The following is a 19,206-nucleotide window of genomic DNA, read 5'->3' as shown; positions in this document are numbered from 1 at the left end:
GTGTCTGCGCGCGCAGCTTCCGTCGATGCCGACGGATAGGTGTGGGCGACTCTGCGGGACAGCAGGTCCGTGCCCTCGGTCCCTGGGGCCTGGGGCTGGGCGAGGAGCCAGGCAGCGAGGCTCTCGAGGGGGATGATCTCGACCCCCCGCACGCGTTGCCTCGCGAAGGACGTGGAGTGCCCACCGGCCAGGGCGATGACTGGGACGACGGGAAGGCCGAGCGTCTTCTCCATCTCACCGGCGAAGCGAGCCACGGCGTCGAGTTCGCGTCCCTTGGGTGAGCTGCTGCTCGTGTGTTGCCACAGGTTCCCATCGTGGACGCTGGTGCCACCCGCCCAGTTCTTCGTGTCCACGAGGTAGACACCGGACGGCCCGATGACGACGTGGTCGAGGTTCGTCTGCGAGCGACCCGGTCGCAATAGACGGTCGTGATGGACGTGCCACCCGGTCGGTAGGGCCTGCAATGTGGCGGCTACCCGACGCTCACCGTCCGCGCCGGCTGCCCAAGCCCCGGCCTGGGCCTCGAGCGCGTCTGCGTGGGCGCGCGCCTGCGCCGCCTGAGTCCTGAGTTCTTCGGCGCGAGACTGCGCCGACCCACCTGCTGCCATCCGAGCCCCCTGTGCCCCTGTCGCCCGTGACTCTAGGCACGGCGTGGTGGGTCCCGGGCCCGAATCGGTTCAACTCGCAGAGGATTCGGGTCCCGGGACCGGGGGACACGGCATACGCCCGCGTGAGAGGCGCCGAGGTCGTCAGCCCGATGGCGGGCGCTGGAAGCCCGGCCGCCCGGCGGTTCCGGCGGCACGTTCGATCGAGCGGCCGAGGCTGCTGGCGGCCGCCCCGAGCGGGCTCGACCCGCGGTCGCCGAGGGCGGGTGGCACGACGACGACAGGGCAGTGCGCTGCGCGCACGAGACGGCTCCCGAGCCAGCGCGCGCCGACCTCGGTGGAGTGACCGGCGTCGATGACGACGAGGTCCGCGCCGCGGCTCTCCTCGACGAGGACCGAGCGCCGCTTGCCTGCCACCACGCGCGTCTCGACGAGGTGGTCGCGGCCGAGGACGTGCGCGACGTCCTCGGCCAGGCGCGACTGCTCCGCAGAGAGGGCGCTGTCGTCGGAGACGACCGACGGCACGCGCCCGCCGGTCGCGGTCTCGGGTGCGTGCGGGCGCCAGGCACGGACTGCCACGACCCGACCACCCCTCATCGCGGCCTCCTCGACGGCCCAGCGGAGGGCGCCGGGGGAGCCGCTCGTCGGGCTCACGCCGACGACGATCGTGTGCTGGCGTCCGAGGTCCGCGACGTTCATGCCTTGGCCCCCGACTCCTCCGAGACCTTGCTCAGCGGGTCGGCCACGTCCTCGAGGGACTTCCGCTCCGCGTCGATCCCGATCGCCAGGGCCACGACCCCGCCGATGATCATGATGACCGCACCGGCGACGTAGCCCCACGTGAGCGGGCCGCGGTCCTTGCCGTCGCCGATGAGTGCGCCGTAGAGCACCGGTGCGACGGCGCCGGCGCACTGCGCGACGACGAAGAAGTAGCTGATCGCCTGGCCGCGCACCTCGATCGGGAAGATCTCGCTCACGGTGAGGTAGGCAGCGGAGGCTCCAGCCGAGGCGAAGAAGAACGAGACGCACCAGAAGATCGTGTGCGTCGTCGCGGTGAGGATCTCGGCGTGGAAGGCCCAGGCCGACACGAGCAGGACGAGCCCCGCGATCGTGTAGGTGCTGAAGATCATCTTGCGACGCCCGATGGTGTCGAAGAGATGACCGAGGAGCAGCGGGCCCATCAGGTTGCCGGCCGCGAACGGCAGGAAGTAGAGCGAGGTCTGGGCCTTGCTGATCCCGTAGAAGTTCGTCAGCACCAACGCGTACGTGAAGAAGATGGCGTTGTAGAGGAAGCTCTGCGTCACCATCATCGTCAGGCCGAGCACCGTGCGTCGTCCGTAGCGCCGCACGAACACGTCCCACAGCACCTTCGGCCCCATGCGGTCCTCGGGCTTGACGAGGATGGCCTTGCTGTCGTCGACCTCCGGGATCTCGCCGCCCTCACGGCGAACCCGCTCCTCGATCTCGTCGACCGTGCGCTCGGCCTCCTCCGCGCGACCGTGGGTGAGCAGCCAGCGCGGGCTCTCCGGGATGTGCCGGCGCAGCCAGATGATCGACAGACCGAGGATCGGGCCGATGAAGAACGCCAGGCGCCAGCCGAGGTTTTCGGCGACGTTGTCGGGGTTGAGCAGGTAGAGGTTCGCGAGCGCCCCGACGAAGGCGCCGAACCAGTACGTCCCGTTGATCGCGATGTCGACGCGACCGCGGAAGCGCGCTGGGATCAGCTCGTCGATGGCCGAGTTGATCGCGGTGTACTCACCGCCGATGCCCATGCCGGCGACGAACCGGCACACCCACAGGAACCACATGTTCGGGGAGAGGCCGGCGAGGCCCGACCCGATCAGGTAGATGACGAGCGTCATGATGAACAGCTTGCGGCGGCCGAGCCGGTCGGTCAGGCGACCGAACGTCAGCGCTCCGACGACCTGGCCGACGAGGTAGACCGTGCCCGTCAGCCCCACTTGCGTCGCGGACATGCCAAGCGTCTTCTGGAAGCCCGACTCGGACACGATCTGGATCTCGAGTCCGTCGAGGATCCACGACACCCCGAGCCCGAGAACGACCGACCAGTGGAACTTCGTCCACGGGAGCCGGTCCATGCGGGCGGGCACCAGACTCCTGATGGCACCGTCCGTGCGTTGTGCGACAGCCTCGCTCATCCCATCTCCTTCGATCCGAATCGCAGTGAACCGTCGGGTCAGGGCGCGCGGCGCCGCGTCCTCACCGCCGGAATCCGTACCCCATGGCCGGGCGCGACGAACGTGCTTCGAGCCGCTTTGTCCTAGCGCCCTCGCGAGTGCGTATGCCGTCGGGTGCCCCCATCCCGTCCCGCTGGGTACGTCAGGGTGGTGTGAGGGCACAGGCGCCCTCCCTCGACAGCGCAGGAGGAACGACATGCCGGCCAAGAAGCCAACGCGCGGAACCACGGACCTGCCCTCGACCCTCCAGCGGTCGTCGAAGAAGGCGCAGGAGACGTGGCTCGCGACGCACGACGCTGCGGTCGAGCAGTACGGCGAGGGCGAGCGTGCCCACCGCACGGCGTTCGCCTCGCTCAAGCACTCCTTCGAGAAGGTCGGGGACCACTGGGAGGAGAAGGCCGAGAAGGGGCCGAGCGACCGCCAGGCCGAACGCCGCGGTGCCGAGGCCAGGGCGCACCGCGACGACGGGGACTCAGCCGGCGGGGTCGACGCCAACGCCTCGAAGCGGCACCTCTACGACATCGCCAAGCGACTCGAGGTGTCGGGACGCTCCAGCATGAGCAAGGCCGAGCTCGTCGAGGCGATCCAGCGCGCCAACGACCGTGCGACGGCCGCCGCGCGGGACTCGAGCTGACGAGTCCACAACTCCGAGTCCCGTACTGGCACGGGAGAATTCGCTCGCGCGCGCCCCAAACGCCTGAATCGCTCCAAGCGATCGTCGAGCCGACTCTCAGGCTCCCGAGAAGGCCGGTGCCGACAGCCCTAGCGTGGACAACTGGGCCGCCACAGGAGTCGGCCCGGAGCGGTGGGACGCCCACGCCGCCACCGCGGAGGAGAGAACCATGTCCGTGTCACGAAGGGGTGGATCTCGGGGGACTGCAGTCATCGGGGCGGTCGCGGTCGTCGCGGCCGCCGCACTCGCGACCGGGGTGGCGTCGGCCGACGCCTCCACGACCAGCGCGAGCTCGACCTATCTGGTCGTCTACAAGGAGAAGACCTCCACGAGCGGCGCGGGTGGTGCCGTCGCCGCAGCGGGCGGTCACGTCGTCGCGACCTACGCGCCCATCAGCGTCGTCGTCGCGCGGTCGGCCAGCCCCGACTTCGCCACCAAGATGCGTCAGGTCACGGGTGTCGAGGGCGCCGTCGCCACGACGAGGTTCGCCAGCGCCGTCGACGACGGAGCGGTCTCGGCCGACACCGCTGCCGACGCGACCACGACCCAGACCACCGCGAACGGGGCAGCACTCCCGGGCCTCAACGACTCGCTGTCGGGGCTGCAGTGGGACATGACCCAGATCAAGGTCGGCGAGGCACACGCCATCAGCACCGGTGACCCCTCGATCCTCGTGGGAGACATCGACACCGGCCTCGACTACACGCACCCGGACCTCGCCCCGAACGTCGACTCCGGCGCGAGCGCGAACTGCGTCAGCGGCGTGGCTGTGCCCGGCGCGGCAGCCGCGGCCGACGACAACGGCCACGGCACCCACACGGCCGGCACGATCGCCGCAGCCGCGAACGGCATCGGCATCGTCGGGGTCGCGCCGAACGTGAAGATCGCCGGCATCAAGGCCGGCAACGCTGACGGCTTCTTCTTCCCCGAGGCCGTCGTCTGCTCGTTCATGTGGGCGGCCGACCACGGCGTCGACGTGACGAACAACAGCTACTTCGCCGACCCGTGGCTCTTCAACTGCCGCAACGACGCCGAGCAGCGAGCCATCTGGACCGCCGAGCGTCGCGCCATCAGGTACGCCCAGAACAAGGGTGTGCTCGTCGTCGCAGCCGAGGGCAACCAGGCCGACGACCTGTCGCACCCGACCCTGGACGCGACGAGTCCCGACGACACGAACCCGGTGCTCCGGGCGATCAGCAACGCATGTGCCGTCGTGCCGACCGAGGTCCCGGGCGTCGTCGGGGTCAGCGCCACCGGCAACAAGGAGATGAAGTCGTTCTACTCGTCCTACGGCATCTCCGCCGTCGACGTCGCCGCGCCGGGAGGCGACTCCGTCCTCCAGCTGACCGCAGCCGCCGCCAACGGACGGGTGCTCTCGACCTGGCCCGCGTCCCTGCTCGCGGTGACGTGCCTCGCCTCACGCCGGGTCGTCGACGCGAGCGGAGCGACGTACTGCTACCAGCAGGGCACCTCGATGGCCTCGCCGCACGCAGCAGGCGTCGCAGCCCTCATCGCCAGTGTGACCGGCAAGACGGGAGGGGCGCTCTCGGCGGCCCTGCAGAACGCCGTCAACCCGATGCCGTGCCCGGCCGACGTCTCGCCGTACGCCTTCTTCCCGGGCGTCGACGACGGCGCAGCGCAGCGGTGCCAGGGCGGCCGCGGCCAGAACGGCTGGTTCGGCTCTGGGGAAGTGGACGCGCTCAAGGCCGTCGGCTGACCCACCCCACAGGCCGCCGGGCCGGGTCTCGCGACCCGGCCCGGCGGCATACGCCATCGGGGACCCCGGCGCTGTCTGAGTGGTCACAAAGGAGCAGCGCAGCCCGGGGCCGGCGGGACGATGGAGGTGGACGGAGCAGACGCCCGGCCAGGCGAACGAGAGAAGGGGAGCATCATGAACGGCCAGGTGCGGACGGCGAACGGGATCGTCGTCGCCTACGACGGTTCGGCATCATCACAGCTCGCGCTCGAGTGGGCCGCGGAGACGGCTCGCCAGCAGGGCAAGCACCTGACCCTGGTGCACAGCGTCAACCTGGCCGCCACCCCCGCGTTCCCGGCGATGGACCTCTCCGAGATCGAGCCCTCGCTCGAGCACGCCGCCAAGGCGATCGTCGACGAAGGTGCGGTCCGCGCCGGCGCCACGCTCGACGCCTCCCAGGTGACGACGCAGTACTGGCTCGGCAGCCCCGCGGCGCAGCTCGTGGACATGTCGAAGGACGCCGACCTCGTCGTCGTCGGCAGCCGTGGGCGCGGACGCATCCTGGCCGGGCTGCTCGGCTCGACCTCGTATGCCGTCGCGGCGCACGCACACTGCCCCGTCGTCGTCGTGCGCGGGCCGGAGGGCAAGACCTCCGACGACGTGCCGATGCCACCCCGTCCCGGGCGCGGGCACGACGTCGTCGTCGGCATCGACGACTCGGACGCCGCGATGCGGGCCGTCGAGACGGCCGTCGAGGTCGCCGAGCGCGAGGGTGCCGTGCTCCACATCGTGCGCGTCGCGCACTCGCTGTCGATGGAGGCGTGGACGTACGTCGAGACCGCCAAGGGCGGGACGGAGGAGACGCACGCCATCCGCGACAACGCCGAGCAGTCGGTGCTGCGGGCGGCCGAGCGTGTGCGGGCGCGGCACCCGAAGGTCATCGTCACGACGGAGGTGCTCTACGGAGACCCGGGCCAGTCGCTCGCCGACCTGGGCGCGACGGCAGGGATGATCGTCGTCGGCTCGCGGGGCCACGGCGGGTTCGCGGGCATGCTGCTCGGGTCGGTCAGCCACCGCGCCATCCACGACGCGGCCTGCCCCGTCATGGTCGTCCGCTGAACGGCCGAGACGGCGTCGTCCGCGTGAGGTCCCGGGGCTCTCCGGGCCGGGTGTTGGGCTCAGGCGTCGAGGGCCTGCGCGAAGCGGTCGAGGGCGTGGTCCCAGCGGGACTTGTCGCCGGCGCCGTCATCGGCGATGCCCTGGCCCTCGTGGTAGAGGTCGACGCGCGTGCCGTCACCGTCCGGCTTCAGCTGGAGGTCGACGATGCTGAGGGGGCCATCCGCATGGGGGTGCCACGACACGCGTACCTGCTCCATCGGGTGGTAGCTGCGCACGACGCCGTGCGGGCCCTCGGAGCTGTGCCACGACTCGCCCTTGTTGCCGAGCGTGACGCCGGGGCCGAAAAGCGCCTCGGTGCCGCGGGCGCTGATGAGGTGCTGCCACACCCGGTCGACGGGCGCGCCGACGGTGAGGCTCGAGTGCACGCCCGCGGGAGATCCTTCGAGCTCGGCATCCTCTGCGTTCTCGGGGATCGACTGCGTTGAACTGCTCATGGGCACCTCCGGATCGTTCGGACCGGCCTCCTGATGGGCCGGACCCACCACAGACAGTCGACCAAAGACTGGCCCGGAAGACAATGGGTCGGGCCGGCTCTTCGGCGCCGCTCGACGAGCATCCGTCCTAGCCTCGGTGCATGATCGACCACTTCGGCATCAACTGCTCCGACCTCGAGGCCAGCGCCCGCTTCTACGACGCGGTGCTCGGCGTCCTCGGCTACAGCCGACAGATGGACGTCGGCGTGGCCATCGGCTACGGCACCGTGGGGCACCCCGACTTCTGGATCAGCCGATGGCAGGGGACCGAGCCCAACCGCGAGATGCACTGCGCGTTCCAGGCGGACGGCGTCGACGCGGTGCGCGCCTTCCACGCCACGGCGCTCGAGCTCGGCGCCGAGTCGCTGCACGAGCCGCGCCTGTGGCCGGAGTACCACCCCGGCTACTACGGCGCGTTCGTGCGCGACCCCGACGGCAACAACGTCGAGGCGGTCTTCCACGGAGCCGCGCCCGACGCCTGAGGCGCCGTCACCGCGCGATCAGCCGGTGAAACCGGCGCGGCGCAGGGCGTCGGCCATGGCGCTGTCGGCAGGAGCCTCTTTCCGGGGGCGGTTGCCGTGGCCCATCTGGCTCTGACCACGGCCCTGGCCGCCGCGGCCCTGACCACCGCGCTGCTGGCCTCCCTGCCCCTGACCCGTTCGCTCCTTCGGGGCGCCGGGGGTCACCTCGTCGTCGAGGCGCAGGGTCAGCGAGATCCGCTTGCGGGGCACGTCGACCTCGAGGACCTTGACCATGACGACGTCGCCGGACTTCACGACGTCGTGCGGGTCGCGCACGAAGCTCCTGGAGAGCGCCGAGACGTGGGCCAGGCCGTCCTGGTGGACGCCGATGTCGATGAACGCACCGAACGCCGCGACGTTCGTCACGACGCCCTCGAGCGTCATCCCCGGCTTGAGGTGCTTGATCTCCTCGACGCCGTCCTTGAAGGTCGCCGTCTTGAAGGTCGGTCGCGGGTCGCGCCCGGGCTTGTCGAGCTCGCTGATGATGTCGGTGACGGTCGGCAGGCCGAAGCTGTCGTCGACGTAGTCGGCGGGCCGGATCGACTGCAGCGCAACGGTGTTGCCGATGAGGGAGGTCAGCTTCTGCCCGGTCGACTCGAGCATGCGCCGGACGACGGGATAGGCCTCGGGGTGAACGGCCGACGCATCCAGCGGGTCGTCCCCTCCTGGGATCCGGAGGAAGCCGGCCGCCTGCTCGAACGCCTTCGGCCCGAGGCGCGGCACGTCCTTGAGGGCCTTGCGCGTGCGGAACGGGCCAGTCGCGTCGCGGTGCGCGACGATGCTCTCGGCGAGACCGGGGGTGATGCCCGAGACGCGGGTGAGCAGGGGAGCCGACGCCGTGTTGACGTCGACGCCGACGGCGTTGACGCAGTCCTCGACGACCGCGTCGAGCGAGCGCGAGAGTGCCGTCTGGCTGATGTCGTGCTGGTACTGACCGACGCCGATCGACTTCGGGTCGATCTTGACGAGCTCGGCGAGCGGGTCCTGCAGGCGGCGGGCGATCGAGACGGCGCCGCGCAGCGAGACGTCCATGCCGGGCAGCTCCTGCGACGCGAACGCCGACGCGGAGTAGACCGAGGCGCCGGCCTCGGAGACGACGGCCGACGTCAGCTTCAGCTCGGGGTGTGCCTTGATGAGGTCGCCGGCGAGGCGGTCGGTCTCGCGCGACGCGGTGCCGTTGCCGATGGCGATGAGGTCGACCGAGTGCTCCTCGGCGAGCCGTGCGAGGGTCGCGAGCGAGCGGTCCCACTGGTGCTGTGGGACGTGCGGGTAGATGACCTCAGTCGCGACGACCCGGCCGGTGCCGTCGACGACGGCGACCTTGACGCCCGTGCGGAAGCCCGGGTCGAGGCCCATGGTCGCGCGCGCTCCGGCGGGAGCGGCGAGCAGCAGGTCGCGCAGGTTGGCCGCGAACACGCGTACGGCCTCCTCCTCGGCGGCCCGGCGCAGCTGCATCCGGGCGTCGATGCCGAGGTGGACGAGGATCTTCGTGCGCCAGGCCCAACGGACGGTGTCGGCGAGCCACTGGTCGGCGGGGCGCCCGGTGTTCTCGATGCCGAACCGCCGAGCAATGGCGCGTTCGTATGCCGTCGGGCCGGGCTGCTGCTCGGCCGCTGGGTCCTCGGGGTTGATCTCGAGCGAGAGAACGTCCTCCTTCTCGCCGCGGAAGAGGGCGAGGATGCGGTGCGAGGGGAGCTTGGCGAGGGGCTCGGTGAAGTCGAAGTAGTCGGAGAACTTCGCGCCCTCCTCCTCCTTGCCGGAGCGTACGCGCGAGCCGAGGTGGCCCTGCTTCCAGACGCGCTCGCGCAGGTCACCGATCAGGTCTGCATCCTCGGCGAAGCGCTCGACGAGGATGGCGCGGGCGCCGTCGAGGGCGGCCGCGGCGTCGGCGACCTCACGCTCGGCGTCGACGAAACGCGTTGCAGCGGTGGCGGGATCGGTGCCGGGGTCGCCGAGCAGCAGCTCGGCGAGGGGCTCGAGTCCTGCCTCGCGGGCGATCTGCGCCTTGGTGCGGCGCTTCGGCTTGAACGGGAGATAGATGTCCTCGAGGCGCGCCTTGGTCTCCGCGGCGAGGATCTGCGCGCGCAGGGTCTCGTCGAGCTTGCCCTGCTCCTCGACGGAGGCGAGCACGGCAGCGCGGCGCTCCTCGAGCTCGCGGAGGTAGCCGAGACGCTCCTCGAGCGTGCGCAGCTGGGTGTCGTCGAGGCCGCCCGTCACCTCCTTGCGGTAGCGCGCCACGAAGGGGACGGTCGAGCCGCCGTCGAGCAGGCCCACGGCCGCGGTCACCTGTCCATCGCGGACGCCGAGCTCCTCTGCGATGCGACGTTCGATGGACGGCACCTTCACCTGCACGTTCACGGGGGCTGAACTCCTTGACGTCGACGAACACCGAGATCACGCATTCTGCCGTGCGAGCGCGGTCGCCCCTCGGGCGGCCCTGCTCGTTCCGGGTTGTGGGGTGTCAGGCGCCCCTCGTCCCTCGCTCCGGGATGGGCCAGCGAGGCGTTGCCGAGCTGTCCCGGTGGCGCTCGTACCAGTCGACGGCGCGGAGCACCCCGAGGTCGTCGAAGCGTCGGCCGGACACCTGCAGCCCGATGGTGCGCCCGTCGGGGGTGAACCCGCAGTTCACCGATGCCGCGGGCTGACCGGACGTGTTGTAGGGCGCGGTGAAGCCGATGTGGGCCATGCCTTCGTCGTCGTCGCCCCACGGCATCGGCCACGCGGCAGGAAATGCTGTCATCGGCGCGACGGGGGAGAGCACGAGGTCGAAAGGCTCGGTGGCGGCGATCGTGGCCTGCTGGAGGGACATGATGCTCGCGTAGTCGCGCATGACGGACGGGCCGTCCACATCGCGTACGGCGAGCACCCACCGCCGGATGAACGGGAGCACTCGATCGCGGGCCTCCGGCGTCAGGGCCTGGAAGTCGGTGAGCGAACGCATCCGCCAGAACTCGTCGAGGTCCCGCAGCATCATCGGCGTCATGAACGGGGCCACGGGCACCACCTCCGCCCCGGAGTGGGCGAAGAGAGCGGCAGCAGCCTCGACCGCGTGCGCCACGACAGGGTCCACCGGCAGCCCGCACCCGGCATCGAGCAGCACGCCGATGCGCAGACGGGAGACGTCGAGAGGGTCGTGGGGCAGCACGGCGGCGAGGTCGGCCGGCGGCAGGCTCGTCCAGTCGCGGGGGTCGGGGCGGCTGATCACCGAGAGCAGCAGCGCCGCGTCTGCGGCCGACCGGACGAGCGGGCCGGCCACTCGACCGAGGTACGGGGCGTCGAGCGGGACGCGTCCGGCGCTCGGCTTGAGGGTCGTCAGGCCGAGCCAGGTGCCCGGCAGGCGGATCGAGCCGCCGATGTCGGTACCGACGTGCAGCGGCCCGTAGCCGCCGGCGGCGGCGGCACCGGCGCCCGAGGACGAGCCCCCCGTCGTCAGGGAGGGGTCCCACGGCGAACGGGTGATGCCGTGCAGGCTCGAGACGCCCGAGCTGAGCATGCCCCAGTCGGGCATCACCGTGGAACCGAGCACGACGCCGCCGGACTCCTCGATCCGCTCGACGACCGGGCTGTCCCGTGTCGGGACGAGGGGCTCGACGCCGGCGTTGCCGAAGGGCATCGGGATGCCGGCGCGACCGAGGTTCTCCTTGACCGTCACCGGGACGCCGTCGATCGGCCCCGCGGGTTCACTCCTGCGCCAACGGGCCTCGCTGTCGCGGGCGGCGGCCTCGGCCCCCTCGAGGTCGAGCCGCCAGAACGCGTTGAGCAGAGGCTCACGGGTCTCGATGACGTCGGCGACATCGTGCAGCACGTCGACGGGCGAGAGGTCTCCCGAGGCGTACGCAGCGACGAGCTCGGTGGCGGTGAGGCTGGCCGGTCGACCAGACGTGTGCGGCATGGGCGTCCTTCCGCGGCGGTCGACCTCGCGCCGCCTGCTGGCGAGGAGATCGTGGCATCGGACCTGGTGTCAGAACGCTACCTCTCGCGGCGAGGCGTCGTCCGGGCGTGTGGACAACGCCGGCCGACTGTCACCGGTGGCCGCCATGCTCTTGTCATGCGCTTCGACGAGCTTCCTCGAGACTGGGCCCAGCGACCGATCACCGACCCCGACGTCTTCGAGGGGGTGGTCGACCTCATCGTCACCGAGCAGACGAGATCCGATGGAGCGACCTACCTGTTGCTCATGCACGACAACGGCCGCCTGCTCCAGCCGATCTGCCTGCCCGACGAGCCACGGCGCGTCGATGTAGGCCAGGTCCTCGAGGGCGTCGGGATGCTGCTCTCCGAGATGGCGCGGCACGAGGTGCACGACGTCGTCATGGTGATCGCCCGGCCCGGCCGGGCGGCACCCACCCCTCGCGATCTCGACCTGCGTGCGGCTTTCGAAGGTGCCTGCCGGACGGCTGGGTTCACCCTGCACGCCGTCGCGATCGCTGCTCCGGACGCCGTCGCGGTGCTGCCGGCGGAGGGTGGCTGCGCCGCGGCCTGAGACGGACCGTCGGGCAGCCACGGAGTGGTGAAGGACGCCGAGGCGTTCCCTGCGTCCTCGGGCGCCGGCGAGGTAGCGTCGTCGCGACCGCGCGACGCCCGACCCGTGGAGGACCGATGGCCCAGCAGGCCCACAGCAGTGGGAACACCGTAACCCGTTTGTACCGCACCGGTGTCGGTGGCACCTGGTGGACGGCTCTCGTCGTCGTGACGGTGCTGCTCGGCTTCCTCGGTCGTAGCGACAGCGGCTTCTGGAGCGGCTTCCTGTGGAGCATCGTCGGTTTCGTCGTTGGCTCGCTCGTCGCCATCGCGGTGGCCGGACGGCTCGTGCCGGCGCGCTCCGAGGACGAGGCGTTCGCCGATCTCGGCGCGGCGAGCGGTTCGGAGGTCACGCGATGACGTGGCTGCTCCTCGTGCTGGCGTTCGTCCTCGGCGCGGCGATCACGTGGTTCCTCACCGTCAGGCGCGCGAGCCGGACGGTCCAGGCAGGCGCGCGCGCGGGTGCATCGCCTGCCGCTGCGGCGAGCGAGCAGGCCGGCTCCGGCGTGGAGGCTGACGCCGACCCCACGGGGCCCGAGCTCACGCCCGTGGTCTCGGCGGGCGAGCCGGTGGCGGGTGCCGTGGGCATTGCCGGAGGCGCCGATCTCGCCGCCGCGGCGGGTGCAGGGGCCCTGGGCGCCGAGACGGCTGAAGCCGCTCCGGATGCTGGTTCGCAGGACGAGGCGGACGACGTCGACGCGGCCGCCAGGGCGGACGTCGACGAGGCGGAGGACGCGGACGGGACCGGATTCGGTGGGGCCCAAACGCCGCTCTCCGTGCCTCGGGGTGCGGCGGAGTCGTGGGACCGAGATGCCGAGGACGAGGACGCGCTGCTGACCGAGTCTTCGACGGAGCTGGACGACTCCGCGCCTGGTGTCGACGCGACCCCGCACCGCGATGGGGTCGCAGACGTCGCGCCGGTCGTCGACGCGACCCCGAACGGCGACGTGGCCGGCGTCGGTGAGCCGGTCGTGGTGGCAGCACTCGACGAGGCGGTCGAGGCCGACGACGCGGCGTCGTGGGCGGCCGAGGTGCCGGACGTCGAGCCGAGCCCGGAGGACGACCTCGACGCGGACGTGTCGGAGGAGCCGGCCGTCAACGTCGCGCATGTCGCCGACGCCACTCCGACGGGCGACGTGGCCGGGGTCGGTGGACCCGGGGAACGGCCGACACAGGGCGAGCTCACCTTCGACGAGCCCGATGACTCCGTCCCTCCGGAGGAGAAGCCCTGACCCGGGCCCACCCTCGTCCCAGGACCCTGTGTGCACTGAACGGCGCCCTGGCAACGCTCGCTGCACACACCGTCGGGGCGTGATCTCCGGCCTCACGTCAGTGGTTGACGAGCACACCCTTCGCCTCACGGACCGTCACCGTCGTGGAGGGGCCGGGCACGGTGACGGTCGAAGGGATCTCGTCCCACATCGAACCATCGAGGCTGAAGTCGGCACCGAACGTGGTGTCGACGCGAACCGGGTACTCGCCCGTGGCGCGGTAGAGGTGCGTGACGTCCCCGTCCGGGTAGACGCCCCCGGTCGACGTGGTGGGGCCTGTGCTCGAGCCGTCGCCGAACACGTAGGTGAAACCGACCAGCTTCGGACGGATCTGGACCGGGATGCCGCGCAGGACGGACCGGTCGACCTCCCCGGGCTGAAAGCCCTGCATCGTCCAGTTGACCTTGTAGAAGGTGCGGAGGTTGACGAGCGTCGTGTTGCCAGCCGGCTGGCTGGAGATCTGCGGCTTCGACCACGGCGTCCGCATGAACGCCGCCTTGACGTCCGCCATCGTCAACGTCGGCCTGGATCCTGGCGCTACATCGGAGGCGCACGTGAGACCCCGGGTGGCCCATGGCTCTATAACTTTGGCGCCCTGCAACGTGCGGCGCCAGATGCGCAGAAGCGGACCGAGTTCGTCTGGCGGGCAGTCACGGAGCGCGTGGCTGCACGTGACCTGCTCGGTGGACGTTCCGGGCCGCGCTGGCGCGCAGTCGTTCAACGACATGTAGTCATACACAGGCGCGTTCGCGGGGCGGTCCTTTACGACCTGTCCGCCTTGATCTCCCGGAAACTTCTCGAGTGCGAGAACCTCGGATCGCGGCATGAGCTCTGCATTTGCGGAGGTGTTGTCTATGTCGCACTGAACCACTAGGCCACACGGTCCGCCGGGTTTCGCGTCCGTGGCATCTGCGGTTAAGGCCGTGAACATCGCTAGGCTCACGCCAAGGGTGGCCGCGGCCTTGGTACCCATCACGATGCGACCTTTTGCAGCCGCTCGATGCTCCACCGTCCCGCTTTAAATCCGAGCGTGGCGATGAAGGAGGCTTTTCCTGCGGGTGTCGTGCCGACATGGTCGTTCACCTCGTTCAACACAGGCACGGACTTCTGATCAATTTCCAACAACACCTGCTTGTTGTTGGTGCTGAAGTTGAGCGCGCTTGCGCTCGTCACACTCACCAGGTCCCCGCCGTACCTTCGTTCCTGTTCGTTCAGTTGCTCGACCCCGTCTACGAACGCCATGCAAGTCGGACAGCGTGGTGAGGCAAGCGCGGCAAGCAGTTCACTGTCGCCCGTTTTGAAAGCACTGTTGAGGGTGCCGAAGTAGAAGCGACTGAAGGCCACTCCGCCCGATTTGTCATTCGCGCGGGCGGCGGCGGGGATCTTGGCGATCACGGGGTCGACCGTCGCCGTGGGGCTCGAGGCGGACGTGGTGGTGGCCGTGGGGGTGGGGGAGCTGGTGACGGCCGAACTCGACGAGGGAGTCGTCACCGCAGGACCAGGGTCGCTGCCCGTGCACGCACCCAGGACAGCGAGCGCGACGGGGACGACGGCATACGCAAGGAGCGGGCGGTGTCGGTGCGGGCGTGCGGCGGCGGTCATCGGCGTCCCCTGTCGATCGTCGATCATCGTGCGGTTGCGTCGTCTGAGGTGCGTTGTGCACCCGGTGTTCCACGACGGCAACCTACGACGATCGTCCCGCACCCGCACGCCGAGGCCCGTCCGTCATCCACAGGCACCCCGGGTGCGCAGCGCCGGGGTGCTCGGGTGACAATGGTGGCGATTCGCTGCCGTCAGGGGCCGCTCGACGCTGCGATTACTTGGGTCTCACCGGCGACACACCCACGAGTTCGGAGCATGGGCGACCGGCAGGTAACCTTTTCGCGGTCCTGCGCGCACCTCCACGTGCGCAGTAGCTATGCGCCCTGGAAGTGGGCGTGCAAGGGAGCCCCATGTCTCGCACCGACACCGTCGACGTCAAGCGTTGGCGCGCCAAGTACGGCCTCATCGAGCGCGCTGCCGAGGCGGACAAGGACGCCCAGGCCCTCTTCGCCGAGCTCGACTCCGAACGGGCTGCCCGCAACGGCGAGCTGCGCGAGATCCTCGCCGACCTCGTGGCCTCCAGCGACCTCGTCGCCTTCAAGGAGGCGATGAACCAGTGGACCCGCAAGGACGGTCCCTACGTCGGCTTCGGCCCCATCGGCGGCCCGTGGCTCGCCTCGCTCATGCGCCGCTCCGAGGAGGAGTACGCCGAGGTCGTCGGCCTGCTCAAGCTCACCCTCCAGACCCCGGCCTCCCCGCAGGACGCCGGCGACAAGCTCCAGGCCATGGAGGCCTTCCTCGCCCGCGGTGGCTCGCGCGGACAGCGCGCCCCCGGACCGGGCCACACGGCATACGTGCTCTCGCTGTTCTGGTCCACCGACGACGGCGGCGAGTGGCCGCTCATGTGGGAGAACGCCCCGCACATGCTCCAGCGGCTCGGCTGGCTCGAGCGCGGCCTGAGCCACGCGGAGCGCTACGTCGCCTTCGCCGACCTCTGCGCAGCCCTGCGGCCCGAGGACCCGAAGTACGCCGCCCGCATCCTCTGGTACCTCAAGGAGACCGAGGCGTTCGTCGGGATAGCGCCCAAGGTGCTCGACGTCTGTGTTGAGGCGGCCGAGATCGCGGCGGACTTCCGCCCGTCCACCGGCTACGGCGACAGCCGCCGAGAGGAGCGTGCGGCCGATCTCGCGCGCCAGCTGCGCGGCGAGGCCGACCACATCAGCGACAGCCTCATCGACCGCCTCTCCGCCGAGACGGGCCTCTACCTCGAGGCCCCGACCCTCGCGTTGCAGCAGCACACGGGCGAGGACGCCGCCTACCGCTCCGACCTGTATGCCGCGTGGATCCTCGTCGGAGGCGCCGGCGCCCCCGGCTTCCGCCTCTGGGTCACCCCGTCGGGCGTCGCGTTCGGACTGCACGGCGGCTGGGAGGGCGAGAGCGACCAGCAGCACCGCGAGGTCGGCACCATCGTCCAGGAGCACCTCCCGCGCGGCCTCAGCTTCCTGCGCGTCCACGAGGACGGCCGCACCGACCGGCTCGAGCCCGTCGGGCGCGAGTACCCCGGCGGCGAGGCCTTCGTCGGCCGTTGGTGGAAGGGCGACGAGGCGGTCGGACGCGCCGACTTCGCCGACGACGTCATCGCGACCGCACGGGCGCTGACGCCGCTGCTGCGCTTCATGACGTCCAGCCAGCGCGGCCCCCTCGACGACCCCAGCCTCGAGCTCGCCTCCATCGTCGACCTCGACAGCGAGGTCGAGATCTTCAAGTCCGAGCGGCCCTACCCGAGCGAGCGCGACGCCTGGCACCAGGAGCAGCGCCGCGTCTTCGCCGCCTGCCTGTCGCGTGAGGGTCTCGAGGCCTTCGATCTGCCGACCTTCAAGCGGATCGTGTCGACGCGCGGCTACGGCGACATCGGCGCGCAGTCCGTCCTCATCAGCAGCATCAACGCCCTGGACGCCGCCGGTATCGACGAGCTGCGTGTCATGGTGCGCGACCTGCTCTGGGGCGAGGGGCGTGACGAGGAGCGGATCAACCGCGTCCTCGGCTCCGACGACGTCCCGGTGCAGGGCTTCGGCGAGAGCGTCGTGCTCAAGCTCTTCGCCATCGCCCACCCCGAGCACTGGCTCCCGCTCTTCGCCCTGGGCGGGGACTCCGGCAAGATCGCGATGCTCGGCCGCCTCGGCGGACCGGCGCGCTGGACCGAGGGCAAGTCCCGCGGCCGCACGCACGTCGAGACCAACGCCCTGCTCAAGCAGACGCTCGACGCGCTGCTGCCGGACGACCCCTGGGGTCAGGCGCAGCTCGCCTACTGGCTCATGCGCCGCTCCGACAAGGCGCTCATGCCCGACCACGACGCCCTCGGCGAGGCCGCCGCGGAGCTGCTCATCGAGGAGGACTTCCTCCGCGAGATCCAGGGCCTGCTCGAGGAGAAGAAGCAGGTCATCTTCTACGGGCCTCCCGGCACAGGCAAGACCTACCTCGCCCAGCGGTTCGCGCAGGCCCTGCAGCCCGACCCGGCCAAGCGCGACATCGTCCAGTTCCACCCGAGCAGCAGCTACGAGGACTTCTTCGAGGGCTTCCGGCCGCAGATCGACCACCAGGGCCAGATGGTCTACGAGCTGCGCAAGGGTCCGCTCGCCCTCCTCGCCGAGGCGGCCGAGGCCGACCCGCTGACGCCGCACATCATGATCATCGACGAGATCAACCGCGCGAACCTCCCGCGCGTCTTCGGCGAGCTGCTCTTCCTGCTCGAGTACCGCTCGCACTCGGTCAAGACGAGCTACCGCCCCGACGAGGGCTTCGAGCTGCCGCCCAACCTCTACTTCATCGGCACCATGAACACCGCCGACCGGTCCATCGCGCTCGTCGACGCGGCCCTGCGCCGGCGCTTCGACTTCGTGCCGTTCATGCCGCACGACGGGCCGATGGAGGGCCTGCTGCGCCGGTGGCTCGAGGTCCACGACGGGCCGGTGTGGGTGGCCGAGCTCGTCGACCGCGTCAACGAGGACCTGCGCCGGGCCCTGCGCGGCCCGCACCTGCAGATCGGCCACAGCTACTTCATGCGCCCCGGGCTCGACGGCGACGAGGCGACCCTGCGCCGCATCTGGGACTACAACGTCTACCCGTTCATCGAGGACCAGCTCTACGGGCGCGAGCACGAGCTGGCCCAGTTCCGCTGGGAGAACGTCCGAGCCCGCTACGGCCAGTTCGACCTGACGAGGCCGTGACCGTGGAGTCGACGCGCCGATGACCATCGAGCTGGCCCCGATCCCCGAGCACGGACGCTCGGCTCCGGTCCGCCTGTCCCGCGAGACCCGAGCGGCTCTCGTCGCGGCAGCGGGGGAGCGGCTCGTCATCCACGCGACCGCCGACCCCGACGTCGTCACGATCGGTGCGACGAGCTGGGTGGGCGCGCTCGCCGTGCCCGGCCTCGTCGTGCGCGTCACGCCGAAGGTCTCGGTCACGAACTTCTTCGCGATGCTCGGCGCGGGCGTCTCGCCCGACGCGTTCGACCACGAGCACGTGACGTGGAGCGACACCGACGAGCTCATCGACGGCGTCGCCTACTTCGCGATCCGGCTCATCGACTCATCGACGATGCGTGGTCTCGTGCACGGCTACGTCCCGCGCGAGGAGCGGATGCGCACCATCCGGGGCCGACTGCTCGTCGAGGAGTTCGCGCGCCGTCCGTGGAGCGCCGCCGAGCCGCAGTGCCGCTTCGACGACTTCACGGCCGACATCGTCGAGAACCAGCTCTTCCGCTGCACGCTTCAGGCGATGCTGTCGTGGCCCCAGCTCGCGCCGCACGTCCGCCGAGAGGCCCTGCGCGTGCTCGGCCGATTCGACGGCGTGGCCGACACCCCGGCGACGAAGCACGCGGCACCGCTGCCGATCACACGCCTCAACGAGCACTACGAGGACGCGATGCGGCTCAGTCGCCTTGTCCTGCAAGCGATGTCGTTGAGCCACGAAGCCGGTGACCAGCAGGCCAACAGCCTCATGGTCGACATGGACGACCTCTTCCAACGCTGGATCGCCCAGGAGCTGGACCTGCGCCTCGCCCCGGAGATGCGCATCGAGCGCGACGAGGACGTCTGGCTCGACGAGGGCCGGGCCGTCACGATGGCCCCCGACCTCGTCGTGCGCCGCGGCAGCGAGGTCGTCCTCGTCGGCGACGCGAAGTACTCGATGGGTGCCGACGGCTACATGGCCTCGCGGGACTACCTCGAGCTCGTCGCCTACACCACGGCGATGGGTCTGCCGACCGGCCTGCTCATCCACTGCAACAGCGACCGCGCGCCGGAGTCGGAGATCGTCATCCGCAACGCGGGCACCCGGATCCTCTGCCGTCCGATCCGTCTCGACGGGTCGTATGCCGCCGTGTGCCGTTCGCTCGACGCGCTCGCCGAGCTGGTGCGCGAGCTCGCCGACGCCCCAGGAGAGCTCGAGGTCCCGACCCTCATCCGCTCGCGCCGCTGACGCGGCGCGCTCTGCCGCCTCGGGACGCGGAAACCTACGGCAGCAGAA

16 protein-coding genes and 1 pseudogene are annotated in these 19,206 nt (G+C 70.7%); 9 read left to right on the top strand and 8 right to left on the bottom strand.

Going from position 1 to position 19,206, the window contains the following annotated elements:
- Positions 1-203: 203 nt before the first annotated feature.
- The 3 genes and pseudogenes from NR112_RS23010 to NR112_RS16445 form a co-directional block, all read right to left on the bottom strand.
- Positions 204-608, bottom strand: a pseudogene (locus NR112_RS23010) (nuclease-related domain-containing protein); the annotation flags it as partial.
- Between the two features lie 141 nt (positions 609-749).
- The gene (locus NR112_RS16450) at positions 750-1,304 is read right to left on the bottom strand and encodes a universal stress protein (protein ID WP_256795390.1); all 555 of its coding nucleotides are present in this window, start codon (positions 1,302-1,304) and stop codon (positions 750-752) included.
- Positions 1,301-2,764, bottom strand: coding sequence for an MFS transporter (locus tag NR112_RS16445; RefSeq protein ID WP_256795389.1), 1,464 nt, complete (start codon positions 2,762-2,764; stop codon positions 1,301-1,303). Before NR112_RS16445 ends, NR112_RS16450 begins: the two co-directional genes overlap by 4 nt.
- 235 nt (positions 2,765-2,999) lie before the next feature.
- Here NR112_RS16445 and NR112_RS16440 point away from each other — a divergent pair, with 235 nt between their 5' ends.
- From NR112_RS16440 to NR112_RS16430, 3 genes are all read left to right on the top strand, one after another.
- Positions 3,000-3,437 carry a ChaB family protein gene (locus tag NR112_RS16440; RefSeq protein ID WP_256795388.1) on the top strand — a complete coding sequence of 146 codons (438 nt, stop codon included), beginning with the start codon at positions 3,000-3,002 and terminating at the stop codon, positions 3,435-3,437.
- A gap of 208 nt (positions 3,438-3,645) precedes the next feature.
- Positions 3,646-5,193: a S8 family serine peptidase gene (locus tag NR112_RS16435; protein WP_256795387.1), complete on the top strand. Its 1,548-nt coding sequence runs from the start codon at positions 3,646-3,648 to the stop codon at positions 5,191-5,193.
- Positions 5,194-5,367: 174 nt separating this feature from the next.
- Complete coding sequence (locus NR112_RS16430) at positions 5,368-6,291, top strand: universal stress protein (protein ID WP_256795386.1); 924 nt, start codon at positions 5,368-5,370, stop codon at positions 6,289-6,291.
- A gap of 59 nt (positions 6,292-6,350) precedes the next feature.
- Here NR112_RS16430 and NR112_RS16425 read toward each other — a convergent pair whose 3' ends face one another.
- Entirely contained in the window at positions 6,351-6,785 is a 435-nt protein-coding gene (locus tag NR112_RS16425; RefSeq protein ID WP_256795385.1) for an SRPBCC domain-containing protein, read from the bottom strand.
- 140 nt (positions 6,786-6,925) lie between these two features.
- Here NR112_RS16425 and NR112_RS16420 point away from each other — a divergent pair, with 140 nt between their 5' ends.
- The gene (locus NR112_RS16420) at positions 6,926-7,306 is read left to right on the top strand and encodes a VOC family protein (protein WP_256795384.1); all 381 of its coding nucleotides are present in this window, start codon (positions 6,926-6,928) and stop codon (positions 7,304-7,306) included.
- Between the two features lie 18 nt (positions 7,307-7,324).
- Here the strand turns inward: NR112_RS16420 and NR112_RS16415 are convergent, their stop codons facing one another.
- Both NR112_RS16415 and NR112_RS16410 read right to left on the bottom strand, forming a co-directional pair.
- Positions 7,325-9,703, bottom strand: coding sequence for a Tex family protein (locus tag NR112_RS16415; RefSeq protein ID WP_256795383.1), 2,379 nt, complete (start codon positions 9,701-9,703; stop codon positions 7,325-7,327).
- A gap of 103 nt (positions 9,704-9,806) precedes the next feature.
- Positions 9,807-11,237: an amidase gene (locus tag NR112_RS16410; RefSeq protein WP_256795382.1), complete on the bottom strand. Its 1,431-nt coding sequence runs from the start codon at positions 11,235-11,237 to the stop codon at positions 9,807-9,809.
- A 156-nt stretch (positions 11,238-11,393) separates the two neighbouring features.
- On the opposite strand from NR112_RS16410, the gene NR112_RS16405 reads away from it, so the two are divergent.
- From NR112_RS16405 to NR112_RS16395, 3 genes are all read left to right on the top strand, one after another.
- Positions 11,394-11,828, top strand: coding sequence for a hypothetical protein (locus NR112_RS16405; RefSeq protein ID WP_256795381.1), 435 nt, complete (start codon positions 11,394-11,396; stop codon positions 11,826-11,828).
- Positions 11,829-11,986: 158 nt separating this feature from the next.
- Complete coding sequence (locus NR112_RS16400) at positions 11,987-12,226, top strand: hypothetical protein (protein WP_256795380.1); 240 nt, start codon at positions 11,987-11,989, stop codon at positions 12,224-12,226.
- Entirely contained in the window at positions 12,223-13,098 is an 876-nt protein-coding gene (locus tag NR112_RS16395; protein WP_256795379.1) for a hypothetical protein, read from the top strand. The genes NR112_RS16400 and NR112_RS16395 overlap by 4 nt, the downstream gene beginning before the upstream one ends.
- Positions 13,099-13,195: 97 nt before the next feature.
- Here NR112_RS16395 and NR112_RS16390 read toward each other — a convergent pair whose 3' ends face one another.
- Both NR112_RS16390 and NR112_RS16385 read right to left on the bottom strand, forming a co-directional pair.
- Positions 13,196-13,648, bottom strand: a complete 453-nt coding sequence (locus tag NR112_RS16390; RefSeq protein ID WP_256795378.1) for a hypothetical protein — start codon at positions 13,646-13,648, stop codon at positions 13,196-13,198.
- 461 nt (positions 13,649-14,109) lie between these two features.
- A complete protein-coding gene (locus NR112_RS16385; RefSeq protein WP_256795377.1) occupies positions 14,110-14,532 on the bottom strand; it encodes a DUF6318 family protein in 423 nt (140 codons plus the stop codon).
- 557 nt (positions 14,533-15,089) lie between these two features.
- On the opposite strand from NR112_RS16385, the gene NR112_RS16380 reads away from it, so the two are divergent.
- Together NR112_RS16380 and NR112_RS16375 are read left to right on the top strand one after the other, a co-directional pair.
- Positions 15,090-17,906, top strand: coding sequence for an McrB family protein (locus tag NR112_RS16380; protein WP_256795376.1), 2,817 nt, complete (start codon positions 15,090-15,092; stop codon positions 17,904-17,906).
- Positions 17,907-17,925: 19 nt separating this feature from the next.
- Positions 17,926-19,158, top strand: coding sequence for an McrC family protein (locus NR112_RS16375; protein WP_256795375.1), 1,233 nt, complete (start codon positions 17,926-17,928; stop codon positions 19,156-19,158).
- Positions 19,159-19,206: the final 48 nt, after the last annotated feature.

It is taken from the genome of Terrabacter sp. Ter38 (genome assembly GCF_024519435.1).
Classification (GTDB): Bacteria; Actinomycetota; Actinomycetes; order Actinomycetales; family Dermatophilaceae; genus Terrabacter.
Note: the sequence above shows the minus strand (reverse complement) of the source record. Positions and strands in the feature narration are given on the sequence as shown.

Bases quoted from the DNA above. Each gene is read 5' to 3' on its own strand.
- NR112_RS16450 (WP_256795390.1), bottom strand. From the start codon at position 1,304: ATGAACGTCGCGGACCTCGGACGCCAGCACACGATCGTCGTCGGCGTG.
- NR112_RS16445 (WP_256795389.1), bottom strand. From the start codon at position 2,764: ATGAGCGAGGCTGTCGCACAACGCACGGACGGTGCCATCAGGAGTCTG.
- NR112_RS16440 (WP_256795388.1), top strand. From the start codon at position 3,000: ATGCCGGCCAAGAAGCCAACGCGCGGAACCACGGACCTGCCCTCGACC.
- NR112_RS16435 (WP_256795387.1), top strand. From the start codon at position 3,646: ATGTCCGTGTCACGAAGGGGTGGATCTCGGGGGACTGCAGTCATCGGG.
- NR112_RS16430 (WP_256795386.1), top strand. From the start codon at position 5,368: ATGAACGGCCAGGTGCGGACGGCGAACGGGATCGTCGTCGCCTACGAC.
- NR112_RS16425 (WP_256795385.1), bottom strand. From the start codon at position 6,785: ATGAGCAGTTCAACGCAGTCGATCCCCGAGAACGCAGAGGATGCCGAG.
- NR112_RS16420 (WP_256795384.1), top strand. From the start codon at position 6,926: ATGATCGACCACTTCGGCATCAACTGCTCCGACCTCGAGGCCAGCGCC.
- NR112_RS16410 (WP_256795382.1), bottom strand. From the start codon at position 11,237: ATGCCGCACACGTCTGGTCGACCGGCCAGCCTCACCGCCACCGAGCTC.
- NR112_RS16405 (WP_256795381.1), top strand. From the start codon at position 11,394: ATGCGCTTCGACGAGCTTCCTCGAGACTGGGCCCAGCGACCGATCACC.
- NR112_RS16395 (WP_256795379.1), top strand. From the start codon at position 12,223: ATGACGTGGCTGCTCCTCGTGCTGGCGTTCGTCCTCGGCGCGGCGATC.
- NR112_RS16390 (WP_256795378.1), bottom strand. From the start codon at position 13,648: ATGGCGGACGTCAAGGCGGCGTTCATGCGGACGCCGTGGTCGAAGCCG.
- NR112_RS16380 (WP_256795376.1), top strand. From the start codon at position 15,090: ATGTCTCGCACCGACACCGTCGACGTCAAGCGTTGGCGCGCCAAGTAC.
- NR112_RS16375 (WP_256795375.1), top strand. From the start codon at position 17,926: ATGACCATCGAGCTGGCCCCGATCCCCGAGCACGGACGCTCGGCTCCG.